Origin of the sequence: Ruegeria lacuscaerulensis (assembly GCF_013034685.1) — a bacterium.
GTDB classification, from domain to species: Bacteria; Pseudomonadota; Alphaproteobacteria; order Rhodobacterales; family Rhodobacteraceae; genus Ruegeria; species Ruegeria lacuscaerulensis_B.
On record NZ_WQGO01000007.1, the window covers coordinates 1 to 21,444 of the forward strand.

Genomic DNA, 21,444 nt, shown 5'->3' on the forward strand with positions numbered 1-21,444 from the left:
AGATTTCGATGACTGTGAACGGCGTAGCTGTGAGCGGTGATGTTGAGGGTCGGACGTTATTGTCTGGATTTTTGCGTGAACATTTGGGGATGACTGGTACGCATGTTGGGTGTGACACGGCGCAATGTGGTGCGTGTGTTGTGCATGTTGATGGTCAGGCTGTGAAGTCATGCAACATGCTTGCGCTTGAGGCGGACGGGTCTGAGGTTGGCACGATTGAAGGTCAGGCGACTGCGGATGGGTCTTTGAACGTGATCCAGCAGGCCTTTCAGGATCATCACGGTCTTCAGTGCGGGTTCTGCACGCCGGGGATGGTGATGAGTGCGGCGGCCTTGCTGAAGGACAATCCGCGTCCGACCGAGGCCGAGATCCGGCATTATCTGGAAGGCAACCTGTGCCGGTGCACGGGCTATCATAACATCGTCAAGGCGATCATGGCCGCATCGGGTCAGGACGTGAGCAACATCGCTGCCGAATAAGGCGGCGGGCAAGAATTTTCGTCGAAAATTCTTTTCCAGGGAGGAGATCAAGCAATGCCCAAAGACAGTGGCATCGGAGCCAGTTCCAAGCGGCGCGAGGACGTGCGCTTTCTGACCGGAGCAGGCAATTACACCGACGACATCAACGTGGCCGGACAGGCCTATGTGTATTTCCTGCGCTCGGATATCGCGCATGGTCGGATCACCAGCATCGACACTTCGGCGGCCGAGGCCATGCCCGGTGTGGTCCGGGTATTCACCGGCAAGGATTTCGAAGGGGTGGGCGGCATCCCCTGCGGCTGGGAGGTGACCGACAAGCACGGTGCGCCCATGCAGGAACCGGCGCACCCCATTCTGGCGCAAGGTAAAGTGCGTCATGTGGGCGATCCCATCGCGGCCGTGGTGGCTGACAGCCTGGAACAGGCGCGCGACGCGGCCGAGGCGATCGATCTCGATATCGAAGAACTGCCCGCCGTGATCGACATGAAGGCCGCCGCGCAGGATGGTGCAACGCTGGTCCATGACGATCTGAAGAACAACATCTGCTATGACTGGCAGCTGGGTGAGACCGATGATGCCAAGGTTAATGAGGTCTTTGCCAATGCGGCCCATGTGACCACGCTGGATCTGGTGAACAACCGTCTGGTTGCCAACCCGATGGAGCCGCGCGTGGCGGTGGCGGAATACAGCCGCGGGACCGAGGAGTATACGCTCTATACCACCTCGCAGAACCCGCATGTGATCCGTCTGCTGATGTGCGCCTTTGTTCTGGGCCTGCCCGAGCATAAGGTCCGCGTGGTGGCCCCGGATGTGGGTGGCGGTTTTGGCACCAAGATCTTCCATTATGCGGAAGAGGCCTTTGTGACCTTTGCCGCCAAGGCCTGCAACCGGCCTGTGAAGTGGTCGGCCAGCCGGTCCGAGGCGTTCATGTCCGATGCTCATGGCCGCGACCATGTCAGCACGATCGAGTTGGCGCTGGATGCGGACAATAACTTTGTCGGTCTGCGCACCAACACCTTTGCGAACCTTGGCGCCTATCTGTCGACTTTTTCAAGTTCCGTGCCCACATGGCTGCACGGCACGCTGATGGCGGGCAATTACAAGACGCCGGTCATTCAGGTGAACGTGAAGGCGATGTTCACCAACACGGTGCCGGTGGATGCCTATCGCGGTGCAGGCCGGCCCGAGGCGACCTATCAGCTGGAGCGCGTCGTCGACAAAGCCGCGCGCGAGCTGGGGGTCGATCCGATTGCGCTGCGCCGTCAGAACTTCATCACTCAGTTCCCCTATGATACGCCGGTGGCGCTGACCTATGACACCGGGGATTACAACGGGACCATGGACAAGCTTGAGGCCGCCGCCGATCTGGCAGGCTTTGCCGCGCGGCGTGCGGAAAGCGAGGCCAAGGGCAAGCTGCGGGGCCTGGGCATCAACTGCTATATCGAGGCGTGCGGCATTGCACCCTCGAACATCGTTGGCATGCTGGGCGCGCGCGCGGGTCTTTATGACGCCGCGACCGTGCGGGTGAATGCCACCGGCTCGATCAGTGTCATGGTGGGGGCACACAGCCATGGGCAAGGGCATGAGACCGCCTTCCCGCAGGTTGTGGCCGACATGATCGGCATCGATGAATCGATGGTCGAGATCGTGCATGGCGACACCTCGAAGATCCCGTTTGGCATGGGCACCTATGGCTCGCGCTCGCTGGCGGTTTGCGGCTCGGCCATGGTCAAGGCCACCGAGAAGGTGATCGACAAGGCCAAGAAGATCGCCGCTCACCTGCTGGAGGCGTCGGAGGCTGATATTGAGCTGAAGGATGGTCAGTTCAGCGTGGCGGGCACCGATAAATCGGTGGCCTGGGGCGATGTGACCCTGACGGCCTATGTGCCGCATAACTACCCGCTGGAGGTCGAGCCGGGGCTGGAGGAGACCGCGTTTTACGACCCGGCCAACTTTACCTTCCCCTCGGGCGCCTATGCCTGCGAGGTCGAACTGGACCCCGAGACCGGCAAGGTCAGCATCGAGGCCTTCACCGCCGCCGATGACTTTGGCAATATCGTCAACCCGATGATCGTGGATGGTCAGGTGCATGGCGGTATCGGTCAGGGTATCGGTCAGGCTCTGCTGGAGAACTGCGCCTATGACGAGAATGGCCAGCTGCTGAGCGCGTCCTTCATGGATTACGCCATGCCGCGCGCCGATGATGTGCCCTTCTACGGCGTGGATCATTCCAGCCAGACGCCATGCACGCATAACCCGCTGGGTGTGAAGGGCTGTGGTGAGGCTGGGGCCATTGGCTCGCCGCCGGCTGTGGTCAATGCGGTTCTGGATGCGATGAACTCGGGCGGCAAAGCGGTGGATCACATCGACATGCCGGTCAGCCCGTCGCGCGTCTGGGCGGCGATGAACAGCTGAGTTGAGAGGGTGGACCGGGGGCCAGCCCCCGGACCCCCGAGGTATTTTTGAACAGAAGAAGGGCGGGGCGTGCCGTGTCCTGATTTTGGAAAGGAAAAGCGGAATGTATAATTTCGAGTTTGAGAAGCCCTCGACCATCGCCGATGCGGTGACTGCGTTGGGGGCTGAGGATGCGCAGGCGTTGGGGGGTGGTCAGACGCTGATCCCGACGTTGAAGCAGCGGTTGGCGGCGCCCTCGGCGCTGGTGTCGCTGAGCGGGATTGCCGAGATGCAAGGGGTTTGCATCGAGGATGATGGCTCGGTCGCTATCGGTGGGGCGACGACCCACGCCACGGTGGCGCGCGAGGCGGTGGCAAGCTATCCGGCGCTGGCAGCATTGGCGGGGCAAATCGGGGATCCGGCAGTGCGCAATCGCGGCACCATTGGTGGCTCGGTGGCCAATAACGATCCGGCGGCCTGTTATCCGGCGGGTGTGTTGGGCTCGGGCGCAACTATTGTGACCAATGCGCGGCAGATCGCGGCGGATGATTTCTTTCAGGGCATGTTCACCACGGCACTGGACGAGGGTGAGATCATCACATCCATCCGCTTCCCGGTGCCGCAGGCGGCGAGCTATCAGAAGTTCCTGCAGCCGGCCTCGCGCTTTGCGTTGGTGGGTGTCTATCTGGCGCGGTTTGCGGATAGTGTCCGCGTGGCCGTGACCGGTGCCAGCGAGGACGGCGTGTTCCGCTGGTCCGAGGCTGAGGAAGCCCTGACAAAAGAGTTCCGCGCCGACGCGCTGATGGGTCTCAAGGTTAACCCGATGAACATGATCGGCGATCTGCATGGCAGCAAAGACTACCGCGCGCATCTGGTCAGCGTCATGACCAAACGCGCCGTACAAGCCTGCGCGTAACCGCCTAGAAAAACGAACCCAAAAGCCCCGCAACAAAAGCGGGGCTTTTTTTATCGCCGGATACGTGGCGTTTTGGAGGGAGCCCAATACGCGCCGTTTTGTTCCCTGGCCTTTTCGTAGGCCTGAACTTGGTTCAGGGCGTCCGCTCCGCCTGCGTCGAACAAGTGCCCAAGAAGGCATTCAAGGACAGCCATTGCGCCGGAATATGTAGAAAAGTGATGCAGGGATCTTGTGCTGACCGGGAACAGGACGTCGGGTTGAATGCCTGGTGCGACCACCTCGCTGTCGGTGATCAGGATGAGGCGCATCCGGCGGGCTAGCGCAGAGCGCATCGATTGGATTGTATCTGCGGAATAGGGGTGAACGGTGATGGCCAGCAGGCAGTCTTGCTGTGTCGCGTCCACGAGGTCATCGCTGGCTGCGCCAACATGTCGTGGGATCAACTGTATTCCGGGATGTGCCATTCGGCCCACATACGAGAAATAGTAGGATAGCGCATAGCTGGCGCGGGTGGCGGTGACAAAGCAGCGCCGAGAGGACGTGATGACATCCAGCGCCAGCGCCGTTTTTTCGGGCGTCATCAACCGAAGGGATCGGGTTGTTACATTCAGTGTGGTTTCGGCGAATTTGGCCTGTGCCTGATCGGCGGGCGTGCCTTCGCGCAATTCCGCTACCCAGCTTTGGTTCAGGTGTCGCTCCCGATCAGTTAGCAGAGCATGGCGAAAGGGTGCGCGGAAGGCCTCGTAGCTGTCATACCCAAGTCTTTCGGACAGCCGGACCAACACATTGGTGCTTACGCCGATCTTGTCGGCAGACACTCGGATTGGGTCCAGCGCTATATTGCCGGGATGGTCGAGTACATATTTTGCGGCCGCTTGCAGGGCTGGGGGCAACTGATCGATTGTACTGCGCAAGCGTCGGGTTAGGGAATTGAGTGTCATGTTCCCCATAAAAACAAATGTTTTGAAAAAGGCAAATTGAAAACATTGAAGCGAACCGTCATGTCCGAGGTGTTCAAAAGGATGTGCCAATGTCTGCCCAGAAGACGCCCAACAAACCCTATGTTCTGGTTGCGCCAAACGGGGCGCGGCGCGGGCTTAAGGATCATGCCCATCTACCAGTGACGCTGGATGAGATCACGGCGACGGCGCAGGAATGTCATGGGGCCGGGGCGCAGGGTCTTCACCTACATATACGCGATACGCAGGGACGGCATAGTTTGGACGCGGGGCAATATCTGGAAACGATTGCCGAGCTGCGTAGACAAGTCCCGACGCTGGACATCCAGATCACAACCGAAGCGGTCGGTCTGTATGACGTGCAAGCACAGTACGACTGTCTGGCCGGGGTGAGGCCGGGTTGGGCCTCGGTTTCTGTGCGCGAGATTGCGCGTGCGCCGGACCTCGCAGATCGGGTTTATGGGCTATGTGCCGAACAGGGGACGCGGGTTCAGCATATTCTTTATAATGCAGCAGACGTTGCTTTGTTGGCGCAATGGCGCGCGTCGGGCATAGTGCGAATGGAACAGTCGGAGCATCTGTTGGTTCTGGGGCGGTATTCGGCAGGGATGAATTCATCGCCCGAGGATTTGGACAGGTTGCCGCCGGTCGATGGGCCCTGGATGGTCTGTGCTTTTGGGCCGCGGGAACATGCGTGCCTTGCGATGGCTGCGAAAAAGGGTGGAGACGTGCGTGTCGGGTTTGAAAACAGTCTGACGGACCACGCCGGAACCCCTTGGGCCGACAACGCGGCATCTGTTGCCGCTTTGGTAGAAACTTTGAAAGGTATCAGATCATGAGCCACGTTTTTCCACGCCATACCAAGGCTGATCTGCCAACTGCTGTTGGAGGCGACGGATGCTATCTGATCGACTCTCGGGGGCGTCGGTATTTGGATTGTGGCGATGCGGCTGTGTCTTGCCTTGGCCACTCGGATCCTGCGGTGATTGCCGCTGTTCAAGAGCAGGTTGGAAAGATCGCGTTTGCCCATTCGGGGTTCATGACTTCGGAACCGGCCGAGGCGTTGGCGGATCTGCTGATCAAACACGCGCCGGGTGATCTGGACCGCGTTTATTTTGTATCGGGCGGATCCGAGGCGACCGAGGCGGCGATAAAACTGGCGCGACAGTATTTTCTTGAGATCGGGCAACCAGACCGGTGTCATGTGATTGCGCGTCGTCAAAGCTATCACGGGAACACCTTGGGGGCCTTATCGGCCGGCGGGAACGCATGGCGGCGCGCGCAGTTTGCGCCGATGCTGATCGAGATGTCTCATATCCCGGCCTGCTACGAATACGGCGAGAAACCCGAGGATGAGAGTAGCTTTGACTATGGCCAGAGGGTCGCAAACGCGCTTGAGGCAGAAATCCTGCGGTTGGGACCGGACAGCGTGATGGCGTTCATGGCCGAACCCGTAGTTGGGGCAACATTGGGTGCGGTACCGGCGGTCGAGGGGTATTTCAGACGAATCCGCGAGATTTGTGACCAGTACGGTGTGTTACTGATCCTGGACGAAGTAATGTGCGGTATGGGGCGCACAGGGCATCTGTTCGCTTGCGATCATGAGGGTGTCGCCCCCGATATCCTGTGCATTGCCAAAGGTCTGGGGGCGGGATATCAGCCGATCGGGGCCATGATGTGCACCGGGAAGATTTATGACGCAGTCCGAGACGGCTCCGGCTTTTTTCAGCACGGTCACACCTATATTGGCCACCCCGTTGCAACAGCAGCGGCACTTGCCGTTGTGACACAGATGATCGAGCGGGATCTGCCGCATCGCGTGATGCAGATGGGTTCGACGGTTCAGGACGCTTTGCTTGCCGAGTTCGGTCAGCACCCCAATGTCGGGGATATTCGGGGGCGGGGGCTTTTTCGTGGAATCGAGCTGGTCGCGAACCGTGCAACCAAAGCACCCTTCGATCCGTCTCAGGGCGTAGCTGCCAAGATCAAAAAGGCCGCTTTAGCGGAAGGTTTGATCTGCTACCCGATGTCAGGCACACGCGATGGGCGATTCGGAGACCACGTTCTTTTGGCTCCTCCTTTCATTCTAAAGGAGACTCAGGTTGGCGAAATGGTCACAAAGTTGAGTAATTCTTTGGCCGCAGTCGTATAACGTGTTTGTGTACTGACAACTACTGTGTAATTAATACACTTATTCATTATTTTATTGTGAATGGGTGTGAGTAATGATCGCAGACATTTGGTCAAGTTTTCGGGCACTGCCACTATGGGTACAGTTATGGATGACGTTCATCCTTGTGCCTGTGAATCTCGGCACTCTGGCTTTTGTTGATCAACCGCAGGGTGCATTGATTGCAGCCTTGGCCGTGACAGGAATGGCGTTGAATATTCCGATTATGAGGGCCGCACGCGGTATGTCCAAGGCCATGGCTCTGCCTCATCTGATCTGCTGGGTGCCGATGGTGGCGATCATCATAATCCTGCTAACGGATGGAACTCCGCTGACCACCGGATTTGTTCGGTTTCTGGTTCTGCTTTTGATCGTCGATCTGATCTCATTGGGATTTGACTTAAACGACTCAATCGTGTGGCTGCGTGAACGGCAGGATGAACAGAAAAAAGCCCCCACGGCGGGGGGCTTTGAATAACATCCGGTAATTCTGATTACTTCTGAGGAAGCGGCCCGATCATCATGATCATCTGACGGCCTTCCATTTTGGGCATGTTTTCGACCTTGCCCAGATCCTTGATGTCCTCTGCCACGCGCTCCAGCAGTTCACGCCCAAGATTCTGGTGTGCCATCTCACGGCCCCGGAAGCGCAGAGTGACTTTGACCTTGTCGCCCTTTTCCAGAAACTTGAAGACGTTCTTCATCTTGACGTCATAGTCATGCGTGTCGGTGTTGGGTCGGAACTTGACCTCTTTCACCTCGATGACTTTTTGCTTCTTACGCGCTTCGCTCTCGCGTTTCTGCTGTTCGTACTTGAACTTGCCAAAGTCCATGATCTTGCAGACCGGCGGGTTCGCGTTTGGCGAAATCTCGACCAGGTCTAAGCCCGCATCTGCGGCAAGTTGCATGGCTTTGGCGGGATGAACCACCCCGACGTTATCTCCATCAGCGCCGATCAGGCGGATTTCGGGGGCACGGATTCTTTCATTGACGCGCGGGCCGGTATCTCTCTGAGGCGGCGCGTTGTGAGGTCTGCGGGCTATGGGTTCATTCCTTTGATGATTGCAGAAATTCGAGCCCGAAATTTAGACCGCTCCGGTGCCTGATTCAAGCGTGATCCACGCCAAAACGATGGAATTTCGGTGGTTTCACAGCAGGTTTATGCGCCGGTCAGGGGTAACCCGGTGACCGGCGCGGCCTGATTAGCCTACAAAGGCCTTTTCGATGACGAATTCCTTGGGTTCGGAATTCGCGCCTTCACGCAGGCCGAACTCTTCCAAAATGGCTTTGATATCGAGGTTAAAGGCCAGTGAGCCACAGACCATAGCACGGTCGGTTTCCGGCTTGATGCCACCTTCGATACCCAGATCGGCAAAGACAGTGCCGTCTTGCAGCAGGTTGGTGATGCGGCCCATCTTGGGGCTCTCTTCCCGCGTGGTGGTCGGGTAGTAGCGGATCTTGTCTGCGAAACCTTCGCCCATCAGCTCGGCCAGCATCTCGTCCTGACGGATGTCTTCGATCAACTGACGACCGTATTCCAGTTCGGCCACTTCGCGGCAGGTATGCGTGATGATGACCTCATCATAATCTTCATAGGTCTGCGGCTCGCGCAGCAGCGAGGCGAAGGGCGCAAAGCCGGTGCCGGTGGCGAAGAACCACAGGCGTTTGCCGGGCAGCAGGGCGTCATGTACCAGCGTGCCAACGGGCTTGGGCCGCAGGATAATCTGATCGCCGGGTTTGATATGTTGCAACTTTGACGTCAGCGGACCGTCCTGCACCTTGATCGAGTAGAACTCCAGCTCTTCGTCCCAGGAGGGCGACGCGATCGAATAAGCGCGCAGAAGCGGTTTTTGGCGGCCGGTCTTGGGGTCGGGATCGCCCATCAAACCGATCATCACAAACTCGCCCGAGCGGAACCGCAGCGAGGCCGGGCGCGACACTTTGAAGGAAAACAGGCTGTCGGTCCAATGCTTGACGTCGGTGACGGTCTGGGCGTCGGGCAGAACGGGGGCCTTCACGGCGGTTGCTTCACTCACTGGTTTCATCTCTGTCATCGTTATATCCGCCAGTTGGGTAAACCGGCATCTCCGTTTAATCTTTGATCCACGTCAGGAAAAGGGGGCAGTTGCCCCCACGTCCTGTCCTCAAGCTGACCGATGGCGGTCTTAACCGCGCAGGCGGGCCTGATAGTTGTTGTCTTCCCAGTTCGACCGGGCCAGCCACTGATCCTCGGGCTGACGCTGGGCCAGTGCCTGGTCGATCTCGACCTCGTCAAAGCCGCTACGGCGAGCCATGGCGAATTGATCCGCCAGCACATGGCCGCGGGCGCGCAGACGGCCGGTATAGCCTTTCAGGCGCAAAATGCGGGCAATGGTAAAGCCGCGCCCATCAGCCGACGACGGAAAGTCCACGCGCACCATTTTGGCGCTGCCCAGACGTTCAAACAGCTCATCCGGATCGGTGTCCGAGGCCACATCCAACGCAACCACGTCATTGGCGGCGTCTTCCAGCGTAACAAACCCATCGGTCCAGTCGTCGGGGGCAAAGCCCTCATCATTTACGATTACGTTCATGTTGTCTCTCCGGCGCGCACCATCTTGCCATCGACAAAATGGATGCCGCATTCTTCCTTGTTCTGATCGCGCCAACGTCCGGCGCGAGGGTCTTCGCCTTCTTTGACCGGCGAGGTGCAGGGCGCACAACCGATCGAGGGGTATCCTTTGGCCACCAGTGGATGCCGGGGCAGGTTGTTTTCTTCCATATAGGCGCGCACATCCACGGGCGCCCAATGGGCCAACGGGTTGACCTTGATCCGGCCAGTGCCGTCTTCGACCTCGAAGAACTCCAGCGCGGCGCGGGTGCCGGACTGAAACCGTTTGCGCCCGGTGATCCAGCCGCAGTAGCCCGTAAGGGCCTTTTGCAGCGGGAAGGTCTTGCGCAGGTTGCAGCACGCATCCGTATCCCGCAGACGCAGGGCACCATAGGGGTCGTCGCGCTTCACATCCTCATCCTCGGCGCGGATGATCTGCACGTTTTTAAGCCCCAGACGTTCGCTGACCTCCTGCTGGTATTCCAGCGTTTCGGTAAACAGCATCTGAGTGTCCACAAACAGCACCGGGGTCATCTTGTCGACCACCGCCGCCATGTGCAGCAACACCACCGACTCGGCCCCAAAGCTGGACACCAGGGCAAGATCTTCAATCTGGTCAATGGCACCGTGCATCACGTCATGCGCGCTGTGGTGCCGGAACCGGGCGTTCAGCGCCTCGACTTTTTCGGTCAGTTCGCTGCGGTCTTTGCCCAGTTCCGTCTGGATCAGATCAAGCGGCATTCGCCCGAGCCTCGGGGTACAGAGCTGCCTTGAACGGAGCCATGCCGACACGGCGATAGGTCTGCAGGAACTCTTCTTCGGGGCTGTCGCGCTGTTCCAAATAGGTGTTCACGATCCGCTCGACCGCCGGGACGATCTCATCATAAGCAAAGCCTGGACCGGTACGGTCGCCGATGGCTGCCGTTTCAGTGCCGTCGCCGCCCAGAGTGATCTGGTAGTTCTCGACGCCTGCACGATCCAGACCCAGAATGCCGATGTGACCCACATGGTGGTGACCACAAGCGTTGATGCAGCCCGAGATCTTGATCTTCAGGTGGCCGATATCATGCTCCAGCTTAAGATCGTCAAAGCGGGTTGCGATTTCCTGTGCAACCGGGATCGAACGTGCCGTGGCCAGCGCGCAGTAATCCATGCCGGGGCAGGCGATGATGTCGCTGATCAGGCCGATATTTGCGGTGGCCAGCTCGTATTCCTTCAGCTTGGCGTGGATCGCGGGCAGGTCCGATTTGTGGACATGCGGCAGGATCACGTTCTGCTCGTGGCTGATGCGCAGCTCATCATAAGCGAAATCTTCAGCCAAATCGGCCATCACGCGCATCTGTTCTGCGGTAGCATCACCCGGTGTCGCGCCGTGCTTTTTGATCGAGATCGTGACAATCGCGTGGTCCGCGTTCTTATGCGGCGCGATGTTGGTATCGACCCACGAGCGGAATACCGGATCGTTGGTATAGGCGCTCTCAAAGGACGCGACCGAGCCCTGACGGAAATCAGGCGCTGCAAAGTGGCCCTTGATCTCTTCCAACAACGCCATATCGGCGCCTTTGAATTGGGGGCGGACCTGAAGGAAGCGCTCGTTGACCTTGGCGCGGATGGTGTCGATGCCGTTTTCATGAACGGTGATCTTGATACGCGCTTTGTATTTGTTGTCGCGGCGACCAATCTGGTTCCACACCGAAACGGTGGCCTCCAGGTATGCCAGCAGATCGTCAAAGGCGACGAAGTCTGACAGTTCCTTGCCGATCATCGGCGTACGGCCCAGACCACCGCCCACGATCACGCGGGCGCCCAGAACGCCGTCGCGTTCAACCAGTTGCAGGCCGATGTCGTGCGCTTTGATTACAGCACGGTCGTTTTCCGAACCGGTGATGGCGATCTTGAACTTGCGCGGCATGAACTGGAATTCCGGGTGATCAGTGGACCACTGGCGCAGCAGCTCGGCATAGGGGCGGGGATCGGCGATCTCATCCGCGGCGGCACCGGCGAAATGGTCCGCAGTCACGTTGCGGATGGTGTTGCCCGAGGTCTGGATGGCGTGCATGCCGACCTCGGCCAGCGCGTCCAGCATATCGGGAACGTCGTTCAGCTTGGGCCAGTTATACTGGATGTTCTGGCGGGTGGTGAAATGCCCATAGCCCTTGTCCCACTTCTCGGCCAGCAGGGCCAATTGGCGCATCTGTGCACTGGACAGCGTGCCATAGGGAATGGCGACGCGCAGCATGTACGCGTGCAGTTGCAGATACAGGCCGTTCATCAGACGGAAGGGTTTGAACTCATCCTCGGTCAGCGAGCCGTCGATGCGACGCTCAACCTGGGCGCGGAACTGCTTGTTACGTTCTGCCAAAAATGCTGTGTCGAACTCGGAGTAGCGATACATGATTAGCTGTCCTTAGTTGCAGCCCCGATACCTTGGGGCCTTTTGGGGGAGAGAGAGGGCCAGAGATCAGGCCCGGGGCTGCGTTGTTGTTTCCTGCTTGCCGTGGGCATAGTTGGACGGGCCGGTGCGGCGGAAGTCCTCGCGGAAATGGGTGGGTTCGGGGCCGTTTTCACCGGCCACTGCATCGGCCAGATATGCGCCGACGATCTTATTGGCTTGACGCGCGGCATCCAGCAGGCGGACCTGAGCGTGGGCCTCGTCGGTGATCAGCTCGGCCTCGGCCAGGTCGCGCGACCAACGGTCATCGGCGGTCAGGTAGATCACGTCGCCTTCTAGCAGGTCATTCGCAGTGACGACTTTGGGGGTAAAAGCGCGGGCCATCAGGCGTGCTCCTTCTTGAATTCGGTCAGGGTCTTGGCCGCTTGGCGCGGGGCAAGGCCGTAAAAAGTCAGGGTGGGGCCGTCCATTTCGGCGGCGTTCAGATCAGCGGGCAACTGGTCCAGATTGGTTGACACGATGCGCTGATCAGGGCGCGAGGCGTTTTCCACCAATGTGATGGGCGTGGCGCGGTCGGCGCCGTGCATGATCAGGCGGCCCTGGATGAACCGAGCCGATTTTTTGCCCATATAGATTGCCGCGACAGAGCCCGGACGCGCCAGTGCTGCCCAGTCGTGATCGGCAAAGCCCTTCATGTCGTGGCCGGTCAAGAACCGGACCGAGGAATTGCGGCCGCGCCGGGTAAGGCTTTGGCCGATACCCGCCACAGCGCCCGAGGCAGCCGTAATACCGGGGATGATGGTCCAAGAGATGCCTGAGGCTTCAACGGCCTCGATCTCTTCGTCCAGACGACCAAACACGGTAGGATCACCGGATTTGAGGCGTACGATCCGCTGACCTTTTAACGCATGTTCCACCAATAGGGCGTCGATATCCGCCTGTTTCCACGAAGGACCAAAACCGGCTTTACCCACATCAACCAGAGCAGCCGTTTTTCCCGCCATCGCCAAAACCTCGGCACTAATCAGGCGGTCATGCAGTATGACATCCGCGCGCTCGAACGCACGCAGCGCCTTGAGCGTCAGCAATTCAGGATCGCCGGGGCCCGCGCCGACAAAGTCGACATGCCCTGTGCCATCATATGAACGTGCGTCTTGCATAGTTGATTCCGGTTGGTTTGACTTGACCTGCAATATAGGAAATATTCCCAGTATTGCGCCATATGGGCGCTTAAATAAGAACATACGTTCCTTTTAAATTGGAATGTGGAACGTGGGTTTCGAAACGAGGGATAAATTGGAATGTCGGTGCGAATAGACGACACGGATCGGAAAATTCTGGTTGAGCTTCAGCGCGATGCCAGTCAATCGCTGGACGAAATAGCAGCGCGGGTCGGCAGCTCCAAGACCCCGGTCTGGAATCGGATCCGCAAGCTAAAAGGGGCCGGAGTCATCGGTCAGCAGACCGTTTTGCTGGACGCCGAGGCGCTGGGGTTCGAGGCTACGTTTTTTGTGCTGATCAGAACCTCAGAGCACGAGGCTGATTGGCAGCGCAGGTTCCTTAAGGCCTTGCGGGATCGGCCCGAAGTGCAAGAGGCGCACAGGCTGGCGGGAGATATCGACTATATTCTGAAAGTGCGTGTCAAGAACGCGCGTGCCTATGATGAGTTCTACCAGACCCTGATCTCGGAAGTGCGGGTCCACAACGTGACCGCGCTGCTATCGATGGAGGAAATCAAGTCCACCACGATGTTGCCCTTGGGTGCTTTGGTCGACGGATAGTTTCAGGTTTCCACTATCAAGCGCTGCAAGCCGTGGAAGTGATAGGTGTTGTCATAGGCCGGTGCTTCGCTCAGGCGTAGAGAGGGGCACCGATTGAACAGGATTGACAGCGCGACTCGCATTTCCAGCCGTGCCAACGGCGCCCCGACACAGAAATGCAAGCCGCCGCCAAAACTGGTGTTGGTGACAACCGGGCGGGTTGGGTCAAACTGATCGGGGTTGGTCCACACTGCCGGGTCTCGGTTTGCCGCCCCTAAAAGCAAGGCCACCTCGTCGCCGCGTCTGAAATGGTGGTCGAACAGAGTGACGTCTTCGTAAGCATAGCGCGTGAACATGTGCAGCGGCGGATCGTAGCGCAGGATTTCCTCGACCGTTCCGTCTATGACACCCGGCTGAAAGACGCTGCGATCAAGGCCCAGCTCCAACGCTGTCTTCACGCCGTTGCCCAGCGAATGCACGGTTGCCTCATGTCCGGCGTTCAGCAGCAGGACGCAAGTGGCGACCAATTCATCGCGCGTCAGTTTCTCGCCATCTTCCTCGGCTGCAATCAGCCGGGTGATCAGGTCATCACGCGAATCCGTGCGACGGCGGTCGATATAGCTGTTCAGGAAATCAGTGAATTCTTGCGAGGCTGCGGCGGCATCTTGTTCGGTCTGTGCCGTTCGGCTGGCCTGATACATGGCGACCATGGAATGGGACCAACGCAGCAGGTCCGGCGACATCTCCTCGGGTACGCCCAGCAGGCGGCAGATGGTGATCACGGGCACTTGGGTGCAAAACCGGTCCAGCAGATCGAACGGGGAATCAGGGAAATCGTCGATCAATGCGTGGGTCAGGTCCCGTATTGCGGGCTCCAGCGCAGTAATCGCGCGCGAGGTGAAGGCGCGCATCACCAAGGCCCGCAATCTAGTATGGCGGGGTGGTTCCAGCTCAAGCAGGGAATGCGCCTCGATCGCCGACCATGGGGCGAGGTGCCTTGGACCCGGCTTTTGCATCTCGGCTGGGGCTTCACGGCCAAAGCGGCGGTCTTTCAGCAACGTTTGCACGGCCTTGTGCGAAACGGCGGCCACAATCTGATAGTCGTCCCAATAAATCAGATCGCCGGATGCGCGGGCATGGTGATAGAAAGGGTAGGGGTTTTGGACGAAGTCCGGTGCAACCGGGGATTGGGTAAGCGTCTTCATTCCAAGGACACTTGCCATGAGGCCCGGTGAATGCAAGACCCTATTTCATGCAAAGGGTTTGGGTTGTTTTGGGATTTATCTTGTCTGTCGCGCTGTTGGCGGCAGGGGTGTGGTCATACGGCTACCGGCAGGCGCTGCTGCAACTTAGTGACAAGGCCGAGGCTGATCTGGAACTCGCTGCCGACCGGCTGAGCACTCAGATGCAGGTCTATCAGGAACTTGCCGTACTGATGGCCACACATCCTGCTTTCGACACGCTGGAGACCGAAGCCCAACGGCGCGATGCGCGCTTCGTGCTGTTGGATGTGGCCGACAAGACAGCGGCGGTCGATATGATCTATCTGGACCGTGACGGTCAGGTTCTGGCCTCGGCGCAACCGGCGGCGCAGACCAATATGGCCGATCACCCTGCCTTTGAGCGTGCCTTGCAGGGCGCGATGGGCAGTGCGCATGGGGTGTTAGACGCGACCGGGGACCGGATCTATTCTTACGCCGCCCCCGCGTTTGGCCCCGAAGGGCAGGTGGACGGGGCATTGATGGTCATCGCCGACGTGCAGGATGTCGAGCAGACATGGCGCGGCAGTACCGAGGCTGTTTTCTTTGTCGATGCCGAGGGGGTCGTGTTCATCTCCAATCGTTCGGACCTGTTGTTCTGGCGCCGTGACGACGGCCAGCTGGGGCTAACTCCGCCAACCGGTGAGTCCGTGGCCTTCGCCTCGGTCCAAGTGGGACAGCATGAGTTGTGGGAGGTCGATTGGGGTCGGTATTTACCGCAACGTGCCTTGCATCTGACGCTGGATCTGCCAGTGATCGACATGACGGCCGAAGTGCTGGTCGATGTTGCTCCGGCCCTGCGCTTGGCCGGGTTGCAGGCGGCGACGGTGGCGGCAATCTGTCTGGCCTTTGGGGCCTTGTTGTATCTGGCCACCGAGCGCAGGCGTACTTTGGCCTTGGCCAATGTCGAGTTGGAAAGCCGCGTGGCGCAACGCACCCATGAACTGACGGATGCCAACACCGCCCTGCGCCGCGAAGTGCATGAGCGACAGGAGGCGGAAACCGCCCTGAAACATGCGCAGGAGGAATTGGTGCAGGCTGGAAAACTCAGCGCCTTGGGACAGATGTCTGCTGGGATCAGTCACGAGTTGAACCAGCCACTCATGGCGATCCGGCAATTCGCCGACAATGGAGCGGCGTTTCTGACCCGCGGGCGCGAGCAAAAGGCTGCCGAAAACCTGACCCGCATTTCCGACATGGCCGCACGTATGGCCCGGATCATCAAGAACCTGCGGGCCTTTGCACGCAATGAAAGCGAGCCGATGGGCAAGGTTGATCTGGTGCAGGTTATCGAAACCGCGATCGAACTGACCGAGGCGCGGTTGCGCGCGGATGGGATCGTTCTGGACTGGACCCCTCCGACGCGGCCTGTGTTTGCTTGGGGCGGTGAGGTGCGTCTGGGGCAGGTTTTCGTCAACCTGATCAACAACGCCGCCGACGCCATGAGCCAGCAACCCGAGCGGCGGATCGACATTGAAATACATGATGACGAGAAGCTGTCGGTGACAGTCCGCGATATCGGTCCGGGGATTGAGAATACGGAAAAACTGTTCGAGCCGTTTTATACGACCAAAGAGGTCGGCTCCTCAGAGGGGATGGGGCTGGGTCTTTCGATCTCGTACGGGCTGGTGCAAAGCTTTGGCGGCAATATTCGCGGTGTAAACTCGAATCCAGGGGCGACCTTTACGGTTGAACTGGAGTATTTTCGGGAAGATGAAGTGGTATGACACGCAAGGTTCTTCTGGTCGATGATGACGCGGCGGTCCGCGAGGCATTGGCGCAAACGCTGGAACTGGCGGACTACGCGCCGGTCACGGCAGGCTCTTTTGTAGCAGCCAAGGATCATATTCGCGCAGACTTTGCGGGGGTCATCGTCTCGGATATCCGCATGCCCGGACGGGATGGGTTTTACCTTTTGAACTACGCGTTGGAGATTGATCCCGAGCTGCCGGTGATCCTGCTGACAGGCGAAGGCGATATTCCAATGGCCGTTCGGGCGATGGGCAAGGGTGCGTTCGATTTTCTGGAAAAGCCCTGTGCGGCCTCTGATCTGCTTGAGGTGCTGGAACGAGCACATCTGGCGCGGCGGCAAGTGCTGGAGCAGCGCGCTCTGAAACAAGAATTGGAAAAGGGCGACCCGGCGGCGCGGCTTCTGTTTGGCCTGTCTGCGCGGTCGGAGGCGTTGCGAGACAGGGTGCGTTCAGTTGCGCCGACTGGGGCCGAGGTTCTGGTGACAGGACCTGCGGGCAGTGGGATATCAAAGGTTGCTGAGGTGGTTCATTTGATGTCACCGCAATCGCAGGGCCCATTCGTCAAGCGGCCCGCTTCGGGCATGTCGGTTCAGTCTTTGCAGCAGGTGTGTGAGGACGCGGCTGGTGGGTCACTGTTCCTTGACGAGGTTTCGGTGATGCCGAAAGACACCCAATATGCGGCGCTTGAAATCATCGAGAAGGGGGTTGGGGCACGGATCATCGCCGGCACCACCGCGGATCTGGCGGATCTGTCCGCAACAGGGCAGTTTCATGCGGACCTGTTCTATCGGTTGGATGTGATGCGCGTGCGCATCCCATCCCTGTCCGAGCGGCCCGAGGATATACCGGTGATCTTTCGCCACTATGTCGCGCAGGCTGCGGAACAGGCGGGCATTGCGGTGCCTGACATCTCTTCCGAACATTTGGCGGCTTTGATGTCGCAGGATTGGCCAGGGAATGCCCGATCCTTGATGTCAGCAGCCATGCGCTTTGTGCTTGGGATGCCGGATGAGGTGGGCGCCGCCACTGAGTTGGGTCTGAGCGAGCAGATGGCCCAAGTTGAGCGGTCACTTTTGATCGCGGCGCTGGGGCGCCATAACGGCAAAGCATCGGACGCGGCCAAGGCGCTGAAACTGCCGCGCAAGACATTTTACGACAAGCTGGCTCGCTATGGCATTCGGCCCGAGGATTATCGCAGGTAGGTGCTCCCGCCCGCTTTCTCTGCATTTCTTGCAGGTCAGGCGGTTGGGCCGGGCAGTTCGCTGACGCGAACTGTGGTTGCGCTTGATTGGGTGGTGATTCTCGATGGGCGAATCAAGTTGTGCGGAAAACCGCACAGAAGGGGTTTGGGCTTGTGCGAAATTTCGCACGTCGCTCAAGGATAGCAGCCAAAGATCTGTTCGCGCGGCTTGTAATGCACTGTTAGTTAACAAAAAAATACAATCACCCGGCATTCAGAACAAAAAGTTGAGCGGTAAGAGGCGATTCGGTTCACTGCCCGGCATGAGGCGCTCGTCGAGCGTCTGGGAGAAGTTTTGTGAAGTCTGGGAGGATAGGACAGATGAAATTCCTGACAACAGCCGCAACCGCACTGGCGCTGACCGTGACCGCGACCGCTGGGATGGCGGCGTGTGACGACGGCGAGATCGTGGTGAAGTTCGCGCATGTGACCAACACCGACAAGCACCCCAAGGGGATTGCTGCATCGTTGCTGGAGCAGCGTGTCAATGACGAGATGAACGGCGTTATGTGCATGGAGGTGTTCCCGAACTCGACCCTCTATAATGACGACAAGGTGCTGGAGGCGATGCTGCAGGGTGACGTCCAACTGGCCGCGCCGTCGCTGTCGAAGTTTGAAAAGTTCACCAAGCAGTTCCGTCTGTTCGACCTGCCGTTCATGTTCAAGAACATTGATGCGGTGGACGCATTCCAAGCCTCGGCTGACGGTCAAGCGATGAAGGACAGCATGCAGCGCCGTGGCCTGCAGGGGCTGGCATTTTGGCACAACGGCATGAAGCAAATGTCGGCGAACAAACCTTTGGTTGATCCTTCCGATGCGGATGGTCTGAAGTTCCGTGTTCAGTCTTCGGACGTGCTGGTCGCGCAGATGGAAGCCATTGGTGGCAGCCCGCAGAAAATGGCGTTCTCGGAAGTCTATGGCGCGTTGCAGCAGGGCGTTGTGGACGGGCAGGAGAACACCTGGTCGAACATCTACGGCAAGAAGTTCTTCGAAGTTCAGGACGGTATTACCGAGACCAACCACGGCATCATCGACTACTTGGTTGTGACTTCGGTTGACTGGCTGGACAGCTTGGACCCCGAAGTGCGCGATCAGTTCCTGACGATCCTGAGTGAAGTCACCGAGACGCGGAACAAAGAAGCCTTTGCGGTGAACGAAGCGGCCAAGCAGTCGGTGATCGACGCCGGCGGCACCATTCGTGAGCTGAACGCCGACCAGCGTCAGGCTTGGGTCGATGCGATGAAGCCTGTCTGGGACAAGTTCGCTGGCGATGTGGGTCAGGACAAGATCGACGCTGCACAGGCGATCAACGCCGGATTTTAATCCGAGCAGTCCGCGCGCCGGGGGACTGGGGAGTTATCGACGCGCGGGCCGGGCGGGCTGAAACAGGCCCGCCCCAATTATTCTCATCACACAAAATGCGGGGACAATGAGATGTCTGGTGCGAAACCCGGCTCTGGCGGGCTGATCGACCATATCGAAGAGACGATGATCGCGCTGTTGTTGGGGGTGATGACCGTCGTCACCTTCGCCAACGTCATCGCGCGGTTCGTCTTTAATTCTAACATCCTGTGGGCGCTGGAACTGACAGTGTTCACCTTTGGCTGGTTGGTGCTGTTGGGGGCGTCCTATGCAGTGAAGAAACACGCGCATCTGGGCGTGGATGCGATCCTGAACATGCTGGCCCCGGCGCCGCGACGCATCCTGGCGCTGATTGCGGTGGCGTGCTGTCTGGTCTTCTCGTTGCTGCTGCTGAAGGGGTCCTATGACTATTGGGCCGTCTTCGCGGATCTGCCGCCGACCTCAGGCCGGTGGTTCCCGACCGGTTTCGATACCGGTGCGCGCAGCCAGAGCTTTTACGAGGTTGACGACATCCCAATGGTCGCGCCGCTGCGGTTTTTGGAAGACATGATCAACTATGGCGAGGGCTATGAAAAGCTGCCCAAGGTGATCCCGTATCTGGTGTTGCCGGTGTCGATGATCCTGCTGGTGATCCGCTTTTCTCAGGTTGCAGTACAAATCTGGCGCGGCGAAACCGACCGCCTTGTCGCCAGCCACGAAGTCGAGGACGAGATCGAAGAAGTCCGCGCACAACAAGGGGTGCATGACTGATGGACGTCGTTCTTCTTTTCTCAATGGTCATTGGCCTGCTGTTGATCGGTGTTCCGATTGCGGTGGCGCTTGGCCTTAGCTCGACCCTGTTCCTGCTGATCTATTCTGACAGTTCTTTGGCCTCGGTCGCAGGCACGCTGTTCGAGGCATTCGAGGGGCATTTCACCCTGCTAGCAATCCCGTTCTTCATTCTGGCGTCGTCTTTCATGACGACGGGCGGTGTGGCGCGTCGGATCATTCGGTTCTCGATTGCTTGCGTCGGCCACCTGCCGGGCGGTCTGGCGATTGCGGGCGTGTTTGCCTGTATGCTGTTTGCCGCTTTGTCGGGATCATCTCCTGCGACCGTTGTGGCCATCGGTTCCATCGTGATCGCAGGGATGCGTCAGGTGGGGTATTCCAAGGAATTCGCCGCCGGTGTGATCTGTAACGCCGGTACGCTTGGCATCCTGATCCCGCCCTCTATCGTGATGGTGGTCTATGCTGCCGCCGTTGAGGTCTCGGTCGGGCGCATGTTCCTGGCCGGCGTTATTCCGGGCCTGATGGCAGGTCTGATGCTGATGATCACCATCTATGTCATGGCCAAGGTCAAGAACCTGCCCAAAGGTGAGTGGAAAGGATGGGGCGAGATCTTTGCCTCGGCGCGCGAGGCCGGATGGGGGCTGTTCCTGATCGTCATCATTCTGGGTGGTATTTATGGCGGTATCTTCACCCCAACCGAAGCTGCGGCCGTGGCCGCCGTCTATGCCTTCCTGATTGCCAGCTTTGTCTATAAGGACATGGGCCCGCTCAGCACGGAAGAAGGGCAACCCAATCTGCCACTGATCAAAAAGCCCTATGCGCTGGTGACGGCCTTTTTCCACCCCGATACCAAGCATACGCTGTTCGAGGCAGGCAAGCTGACCGTCACGCTGCTGTTCGTGATCGCCAACGCGCTGATCCTGAAACATGTGCTGACCGACGAGCAGGTGCCGCAACACATCGCCAGTGCCATGCTGTCGGCGGGTCTGGGACCTGTGACCTTCTTGATCGTGGTGAACGTGATCCTGCTGATCGGCGGTCAGTTCATGGAGCCCTCGGGCTTGCTGGTCATCGTCGCGCCGTTGGTGTTCCCGATTGCGATTGAACTGGGCATCGACCCGATCCATCTGGGCATCATCATGGTGGTCAACATGGAGATTGGGATGATTACACCTCCGGTCGGGCTGAACCTGTTCGTGACCTCGGGCGTGGCCGGAATGCCGATGATGAGCGTCGTGAAGGCGGCGCTGCCCTTCCTGGCGGTTCTGTTCGTCTTCCTGATCATGGTCACGTATATCCCATGGATATCAACCTTCTTGCCCAACACTTTCATGGGGCCAGAGATCATAACGAACTAGCCGTGAACCACATGAAAGCCGGGCCCCAGAGGCCCGGCTTTTTCCT

Annotated in this window: 21 protein-coding genes; 12 read left to right on the forward strand and 9 right to left on the reverse strand. The window is 58.9% G+C overall.

All coding sequences use genetic code 11. From position 1 onward, the window contains the following. The first annotated feature begins 2 nt into the window (after positions 1–2). From GOV80_RS17135 to GOV80_RS17145, 3 genes are all read left to right on the forward strand, one after another. Positions 3–479 (forward strand): (2Fe-2S)-binding protein, encoded by a 477-nt coding sequence (locus tag GOV80_RS17135; protein ID WP_336510173.1) that lies wholly within the window; start codon positions 3–5, stop codon positions 477–479. A gap of 54 nt (positions 480–533) precedes the next feature. Beyond that, positions 534–2,894 (forward strand): xanthine dehydrogenase family protein molybdopterin-binding subunit, encoded by a 2,361-nt coding sequence (locus GOV80_RS17140; protein WP_170786564.1) that lies wholly within the window; start codon positions 534–536, stop codon positions 2,892–2,894. Positions 2,895–2,997: 103 nt separating this feature from the next. Further along, positions 2,998–3,789, forward strand: coding sequence for an FAD binding domain-containing protein (locus GOV80_RS17145; RefSeq protein WP_170786566.1), 792 nt, complete (start codon positions 2,998–3,000; stop codon positions 3,787–3,789). Positions 3,790–3,839: 50 nt separating this feature from the next. On the opposite strand, the gene GOV80_RS17150 is transcribed toward GOV80_RS17145, so the two are convergent. After that, positions 3,840–4,730 (reverse strand): MurR/RpiR family transcriptional regulator, encoded by an 891-nt coding sequence (locus GOV80_RS17150; RefSeq protein WP_237215909.1) that lies wholly within the window; start codon positions 4,728–4,730, stop codon positions 3,840–3,842. 89 nt (positions 4,731–4,819) lie between these two features. On the opposite strand from GOV80_RS17150, the gene GOV80_RS17155 reads away from it, so the two are divergent. The 3 genes from GOV80_RS17155 to GOV80_RS17165 all read left to right on the forward strand — a co-directional run bounded on the left by GOV80_RS17155 (position 4,820) and on the right by GOV80_RS17165 (position 7,396). Continuing rightward, on the forward strand, positions 4,820–5,587 hold the full coding sequence (locus tag GOV80_RS17155) for a beta-keto acid cleavage family enzyme (RefSeq protein WP_170786569.1): 768 nt from the start codon (positions 4,820–4,822) through the stop codon (positions 5,585–5,587). Continuing rightward, a complete protein-coding gene (locus GOV80_RS17160) occupies positions 5,584–6,900 on the forward strand; it encodes an aspartate aminotransferase family protein (RefSeq protein ID WP_170786571.1) in 1,317 nt (438 codons plus the stop codon). Before GOV80_RS17155 ends, GOV80_RS17160 begins: the two co-directional genes overlap by 4 nt. A gap of 130 nt (positions 6,901–7,030) precedes the next feature. Continuing rightward, on the forward strand, positions 7,031–7,396 hold the full coding sequence (locus tag GOV80_RS17165; protein ID WP_237215911.1) for a hypothetical protein: 366 nt from the start codon (positions 7,031–7,033) through the stop codon (positions 7,394–7,396). A 16-nt stretch (positions 7,397–7,412) separates the two neighbouring features. On the opposite strand, the gene infC is transcribed toward GOV80_RS17165, so the two are convergent. From infC to cobA, 7 genes are all read right to left on the reverse strand, one after another. Then, a complete protein-coding gene (gene infC / locus GOV80_RS17170) occupies positions 7,413–8,003 on the reverse strand; it encodes a translation initiation factor IF-3 (protein WP_456239037.1) in 591 nt (196 codons plus the stop codon). A 117-nt stretch (positions 8,004–8,120) separates the two neighbouring features. Next, a complete protein-coding gene (locus GOV80_RS17175) occupies positions 8,121–8,972 on the reverse strand; it encodes a ferredoxin--NADP reductase (RefSeq protein ID WP_170786574.1) in 852 nt (283 codons plus the stop codon). 111 nt (positions 8,973–9,083) lie between these two features. Further along, positions 9,084–9,491 carry a DUF934 domain-containing protein gene (locus tag GOV80_RS17180; protein WP_170786575.1) on the reverse strand — a complete coding sequence of 136 codons (408 nt, stop codon included), beginning with the start codon at positions 9,489–9,491 and terminating at the stop codon, positions 9,084–9,086. Then, entirely contained in the window at positions 9,488–10,249 is a 762-nt protein-coding gene (locus GOV80_RS17185) for a phosphoadenylyl-sulfate reductase (RefSeq protein WP_170786577.1), read from the reverse strand. Before GOV80_RS17185 ends, GOV80_RS17180 begins: the two co-directional genes overlap by 4 nt. Then, a complete protein-coding gene (locus GOV80_RS17190; protein ID WP_170786580.1) occupies positions 10,239–11,903 on the reverse strand; it encodes a nitrite/sulfite reductase in 1,665 nt (554 codons plus the stop codon). Before GOV80_RS17190 ends, GOV80_RS17185 begins: the two co-directional genes overlap by 11 nt. A 66-nt stretch (positions 11,904–11,969) precedes the next feature. Beyond that, positions 11,970–12,284 (reverse strand): DUF2849 domain-containing protein, encoded by a 315-nt coding sequence (locus GOV80_RS17195; protein ID WP_170786582.1) that lies wholly within the window; start codon positions 12,282–12,284, stop codon positions 11,970–11,972. Further along, entirely contained in the window at positions 12,284–13,060 is a 777-nt protein-coding gene (cobA, locus tag GOV80_RS17200) for a uroporphyrinogen-III C-methyltransferase (protein WP_170786583.1), read from the reverse strand. The genes GOV80_RS17195 and cobA overlap by 1 nt, the downstream gene beginning before the upstream one ends. A gap of 141 nt (positions 13,061–13,201) precedes the next feature. Here cobA and GOV80_RS17205 point away from each other — a divergent pair, with 141 nt between their 5' ends. Beyond that, positions 13,202–13,681 carry an Lrp/AsnC family transcriptional regulator gene (locus GOV80_RS17205; protein ID WP_170786584.1) on the forward strand — a complete coding sequence of 160 codons (480 nt, stop codon included), beginning with the start codon at positions 13,202–13,204 and terminating at the stop codon, positions 13,679–13,681. Between the two features lie 2 nt (positions 13,682–13,683). Here GOV80_RS17205 and GOV80_RS17210 read toward each other — a convergent pair whose 3' ends face one another. After that, positions 13,684–14,865 carry a cytochrome P450 gene (locus tag GOV80_RS17210; protein WP_170786585.1) on the reverse strand — a complete coding sequence of 394 codons (1,182 nt, stop codon included), beginning with the start codon at positions 14,863–14,865 and terminating at the stop codon, positions 13,684–13,686. A 47-nt stretch (positions 14,866–14,912) separates the two neighbouring features. Here GOV80_RS17210 and GOV80_RS17215 point away from each other — a divergent pair, with 47 nt between their 5' ends. The 5 genes from GOV80_RS17215 to GOV80_RS17235 all read left to right on the forward strand — a co-directional run bounded on the left by GOV80_RS17215 (position 14,913) and on the right by GOV80_RS17235 (position 21,398). After that, positions 14,913–16,646: a sensor histidine kinase gene (locus tag GOV80_RS17215; RefSeq protein ID WP_170786586.1), complete on the forward strand. Its 1,734-nt coding sequence runs from the start codon at positions 14,913–14,915 to the stop codon at positions 16,644–16,646. Then, complete coding sequence (locus GOV80_RS17220) at positions 16,643–17,872, forward strand: sigma-54-dependent transcriptional regulator (protein WP_170786587.1); 1,230 nt, start codon at positions 16,643–16,645, stop codon at positions 17,870–17,872. The genes GOV80_RS17215 and GOV80_RS17220 overlap by 4 nt, the downstream gene beginning before the upstream one ends. Positions 17,873–18,231: 359 nt before the next feature. Further along, the gene (locus GOV80_RS17225) at positions 18,232–19,233 is read left to right on the forward strand and encodes a DctP family TRAP transporter solute-binding subunit (RefSeq protein ID WP_170769618.1); all 1,002 of its coding nucleotides are present in this window, start codon (positions 18,232–18,234) and stop codon (positions 19,231–19,233) included. Between the two features lie 111 nt (positions 19,234–19,344). Continuing rightward, positions 19,345–20,022: a TRAP transporter small permease gene (locus tag GOV80_RS17230; protein WP_170769619.1), complete on the forward strand. Its 678-nt coding sequence runs from the start codon at positions 19,345–19,347 to the stop codon at positions 20,020–20,022. Further along, positions 20,022–21,398: a TRAP transporter large permease gene (locus GOV80_RS17235; RefSeq protein WP_170786590.1), complete on the forward strand. Its 1,377-nt coding sequence runs from the start codon at positions 20,022–20,024 to the stop codon at positions 21,396–21,398. Before GOV80_RS17230 ends, GOV80_RS17235 begins: the two co-directional genes overlap by 1 nt. Positions 21,399–21,444 lie beyond the last annotated feature (46 nt).

Bases quoted from the DNA above. Each gene is read 5' to 3' on its own strand.
- GOV80_RS17225 (WP_170769618.1), top strand. From the start codon at position 18,232: ATGAAATTCCTGACAACAGCCGCAACCGCACTGGCGCTGACCGTGACC.
- GOV80_RS17215 (WP_170786586.1), top strand. From the start codon at position 14,913: ATGCAAAGGGTTTGGGTTGTTTTGGGATTTATCTTGTCTGTCGCGCTG.
- GOV80_RS17160 (WP_170786571.1), top strand. From the start codon at position 5,584: ATGAGCCACGTTTTTCCACGCCATACCAAGGCTGATCTGCCAACTGCT.
- GOV80_RS17230 (WP_170769619.1), top strand. From the start codon at position 19,345: ATGTCTGGTGCGAAACCCGGCTCTGGCGGGCTGATCGACCATATCGAA.
- GOV80_RS17150 (WP_237215909.1), bottom strand. From the start codon at position 4,730: ATGACACTCAATTCCCTAACCCGACGCTTGCGCAGTACAATCGATCAG.
- GOV80_RS17145 (WP_170786566.1), top strand. From the start codon at position 2,998: ATGTATAATTTCGAGTTTGAGAAGCCCTCGACCATCGCCGATGCGGTG.
- GOV80_RS17220 (WP_170786587.1), top strand. From the start codon at position 16,643: ATGACACGCAAGGTTCTTCTGGTCGATGATGACGCGGCGGTCCGCGAG.
- GOV80_RS17210 (WP_170786585.1), bottom strand. From the start codon at position 14,865: ATGAAGACGCTTACCCAATCCCCGGTTGCACCGGACTTCGTCCAAAAC.
- GOV80_RS17190 (WP_170786580.1), bottom strand. From the start codon at position 11,903: ATGTATCGCTACTCCGAGTTCGACACAGCATTTTTGGCAGAACGTAAC.
- cobA (WP_170786583.1), bottom strand. From the start codon at position 13,060: ATGCAAGACGCACGTTCATATGATGGCACAGGGCATGTCGACTTTGTC.
- GOV80_RS17180 (WP_170786575.1), bottom strand. From the start codon at position 9,491: ATGAACGTAATCGTAAATGATGAGGGCTTTGCCCCCGACGACTGGACC.
- GOV80_RS17155 (WP_170786569.1), top strand. From the start codon at position 4,820: ATGTCTGCCCAGAAGACGCCCAACAAACCCTATGTTCTGGTTGCGCCA.
- GOV80_RS17165 (WP_237215911.1), top strand. From the start codon at position 7,031: ATGACGTTCATCCTTGTGCCTGTGAATCTCGGCACTCTGGCTTTTGTT.
- GOV80_RS17185 (WP_170786577.1), bottom strand. From the start codon at position 10,249: ATGCCGCTTGATCTGATCCAGACGGAACTGGGCAAAGACCGCAGCGAA.
- GOV80_RS17205 (WP_170786584.1), top strand. From the start codon at position 13,202: ATGTCGGTGCGAATAGACGACACGGATCGGAAAATTCTGGTTGAGCTT.
- GOV80_RS17235 (WP_170786590.1), top strand. From the start codon at position 20,022: ATGGACGTCGTTCTTCTTTTCTCAATGGTCATTGGCCTGCTGTTGATC.
- GOV80_RS17140 (WP_170786564.1), top strand. From the start codon at position 534: ATGCCCAAAGACAGTGGCATCGGAGCCAGTTCCAAGCGGCGCGAGGAC.
- GOV80_RS17175 (WP_170786574.1), bottom strand. From the start codon at position 8,972: ATGACAGAGATGAAACCAGTGAGTGAAGCAACCGCCGTGAAGGCCCCC.
- GOV80_RS17195 (WP_170786582.1), bottom strand. From the start codon at position 12,284: ATGGCCCGCGCTTTTACCCCCAAAGTCGTCACTGCGAATGACCTGCTA.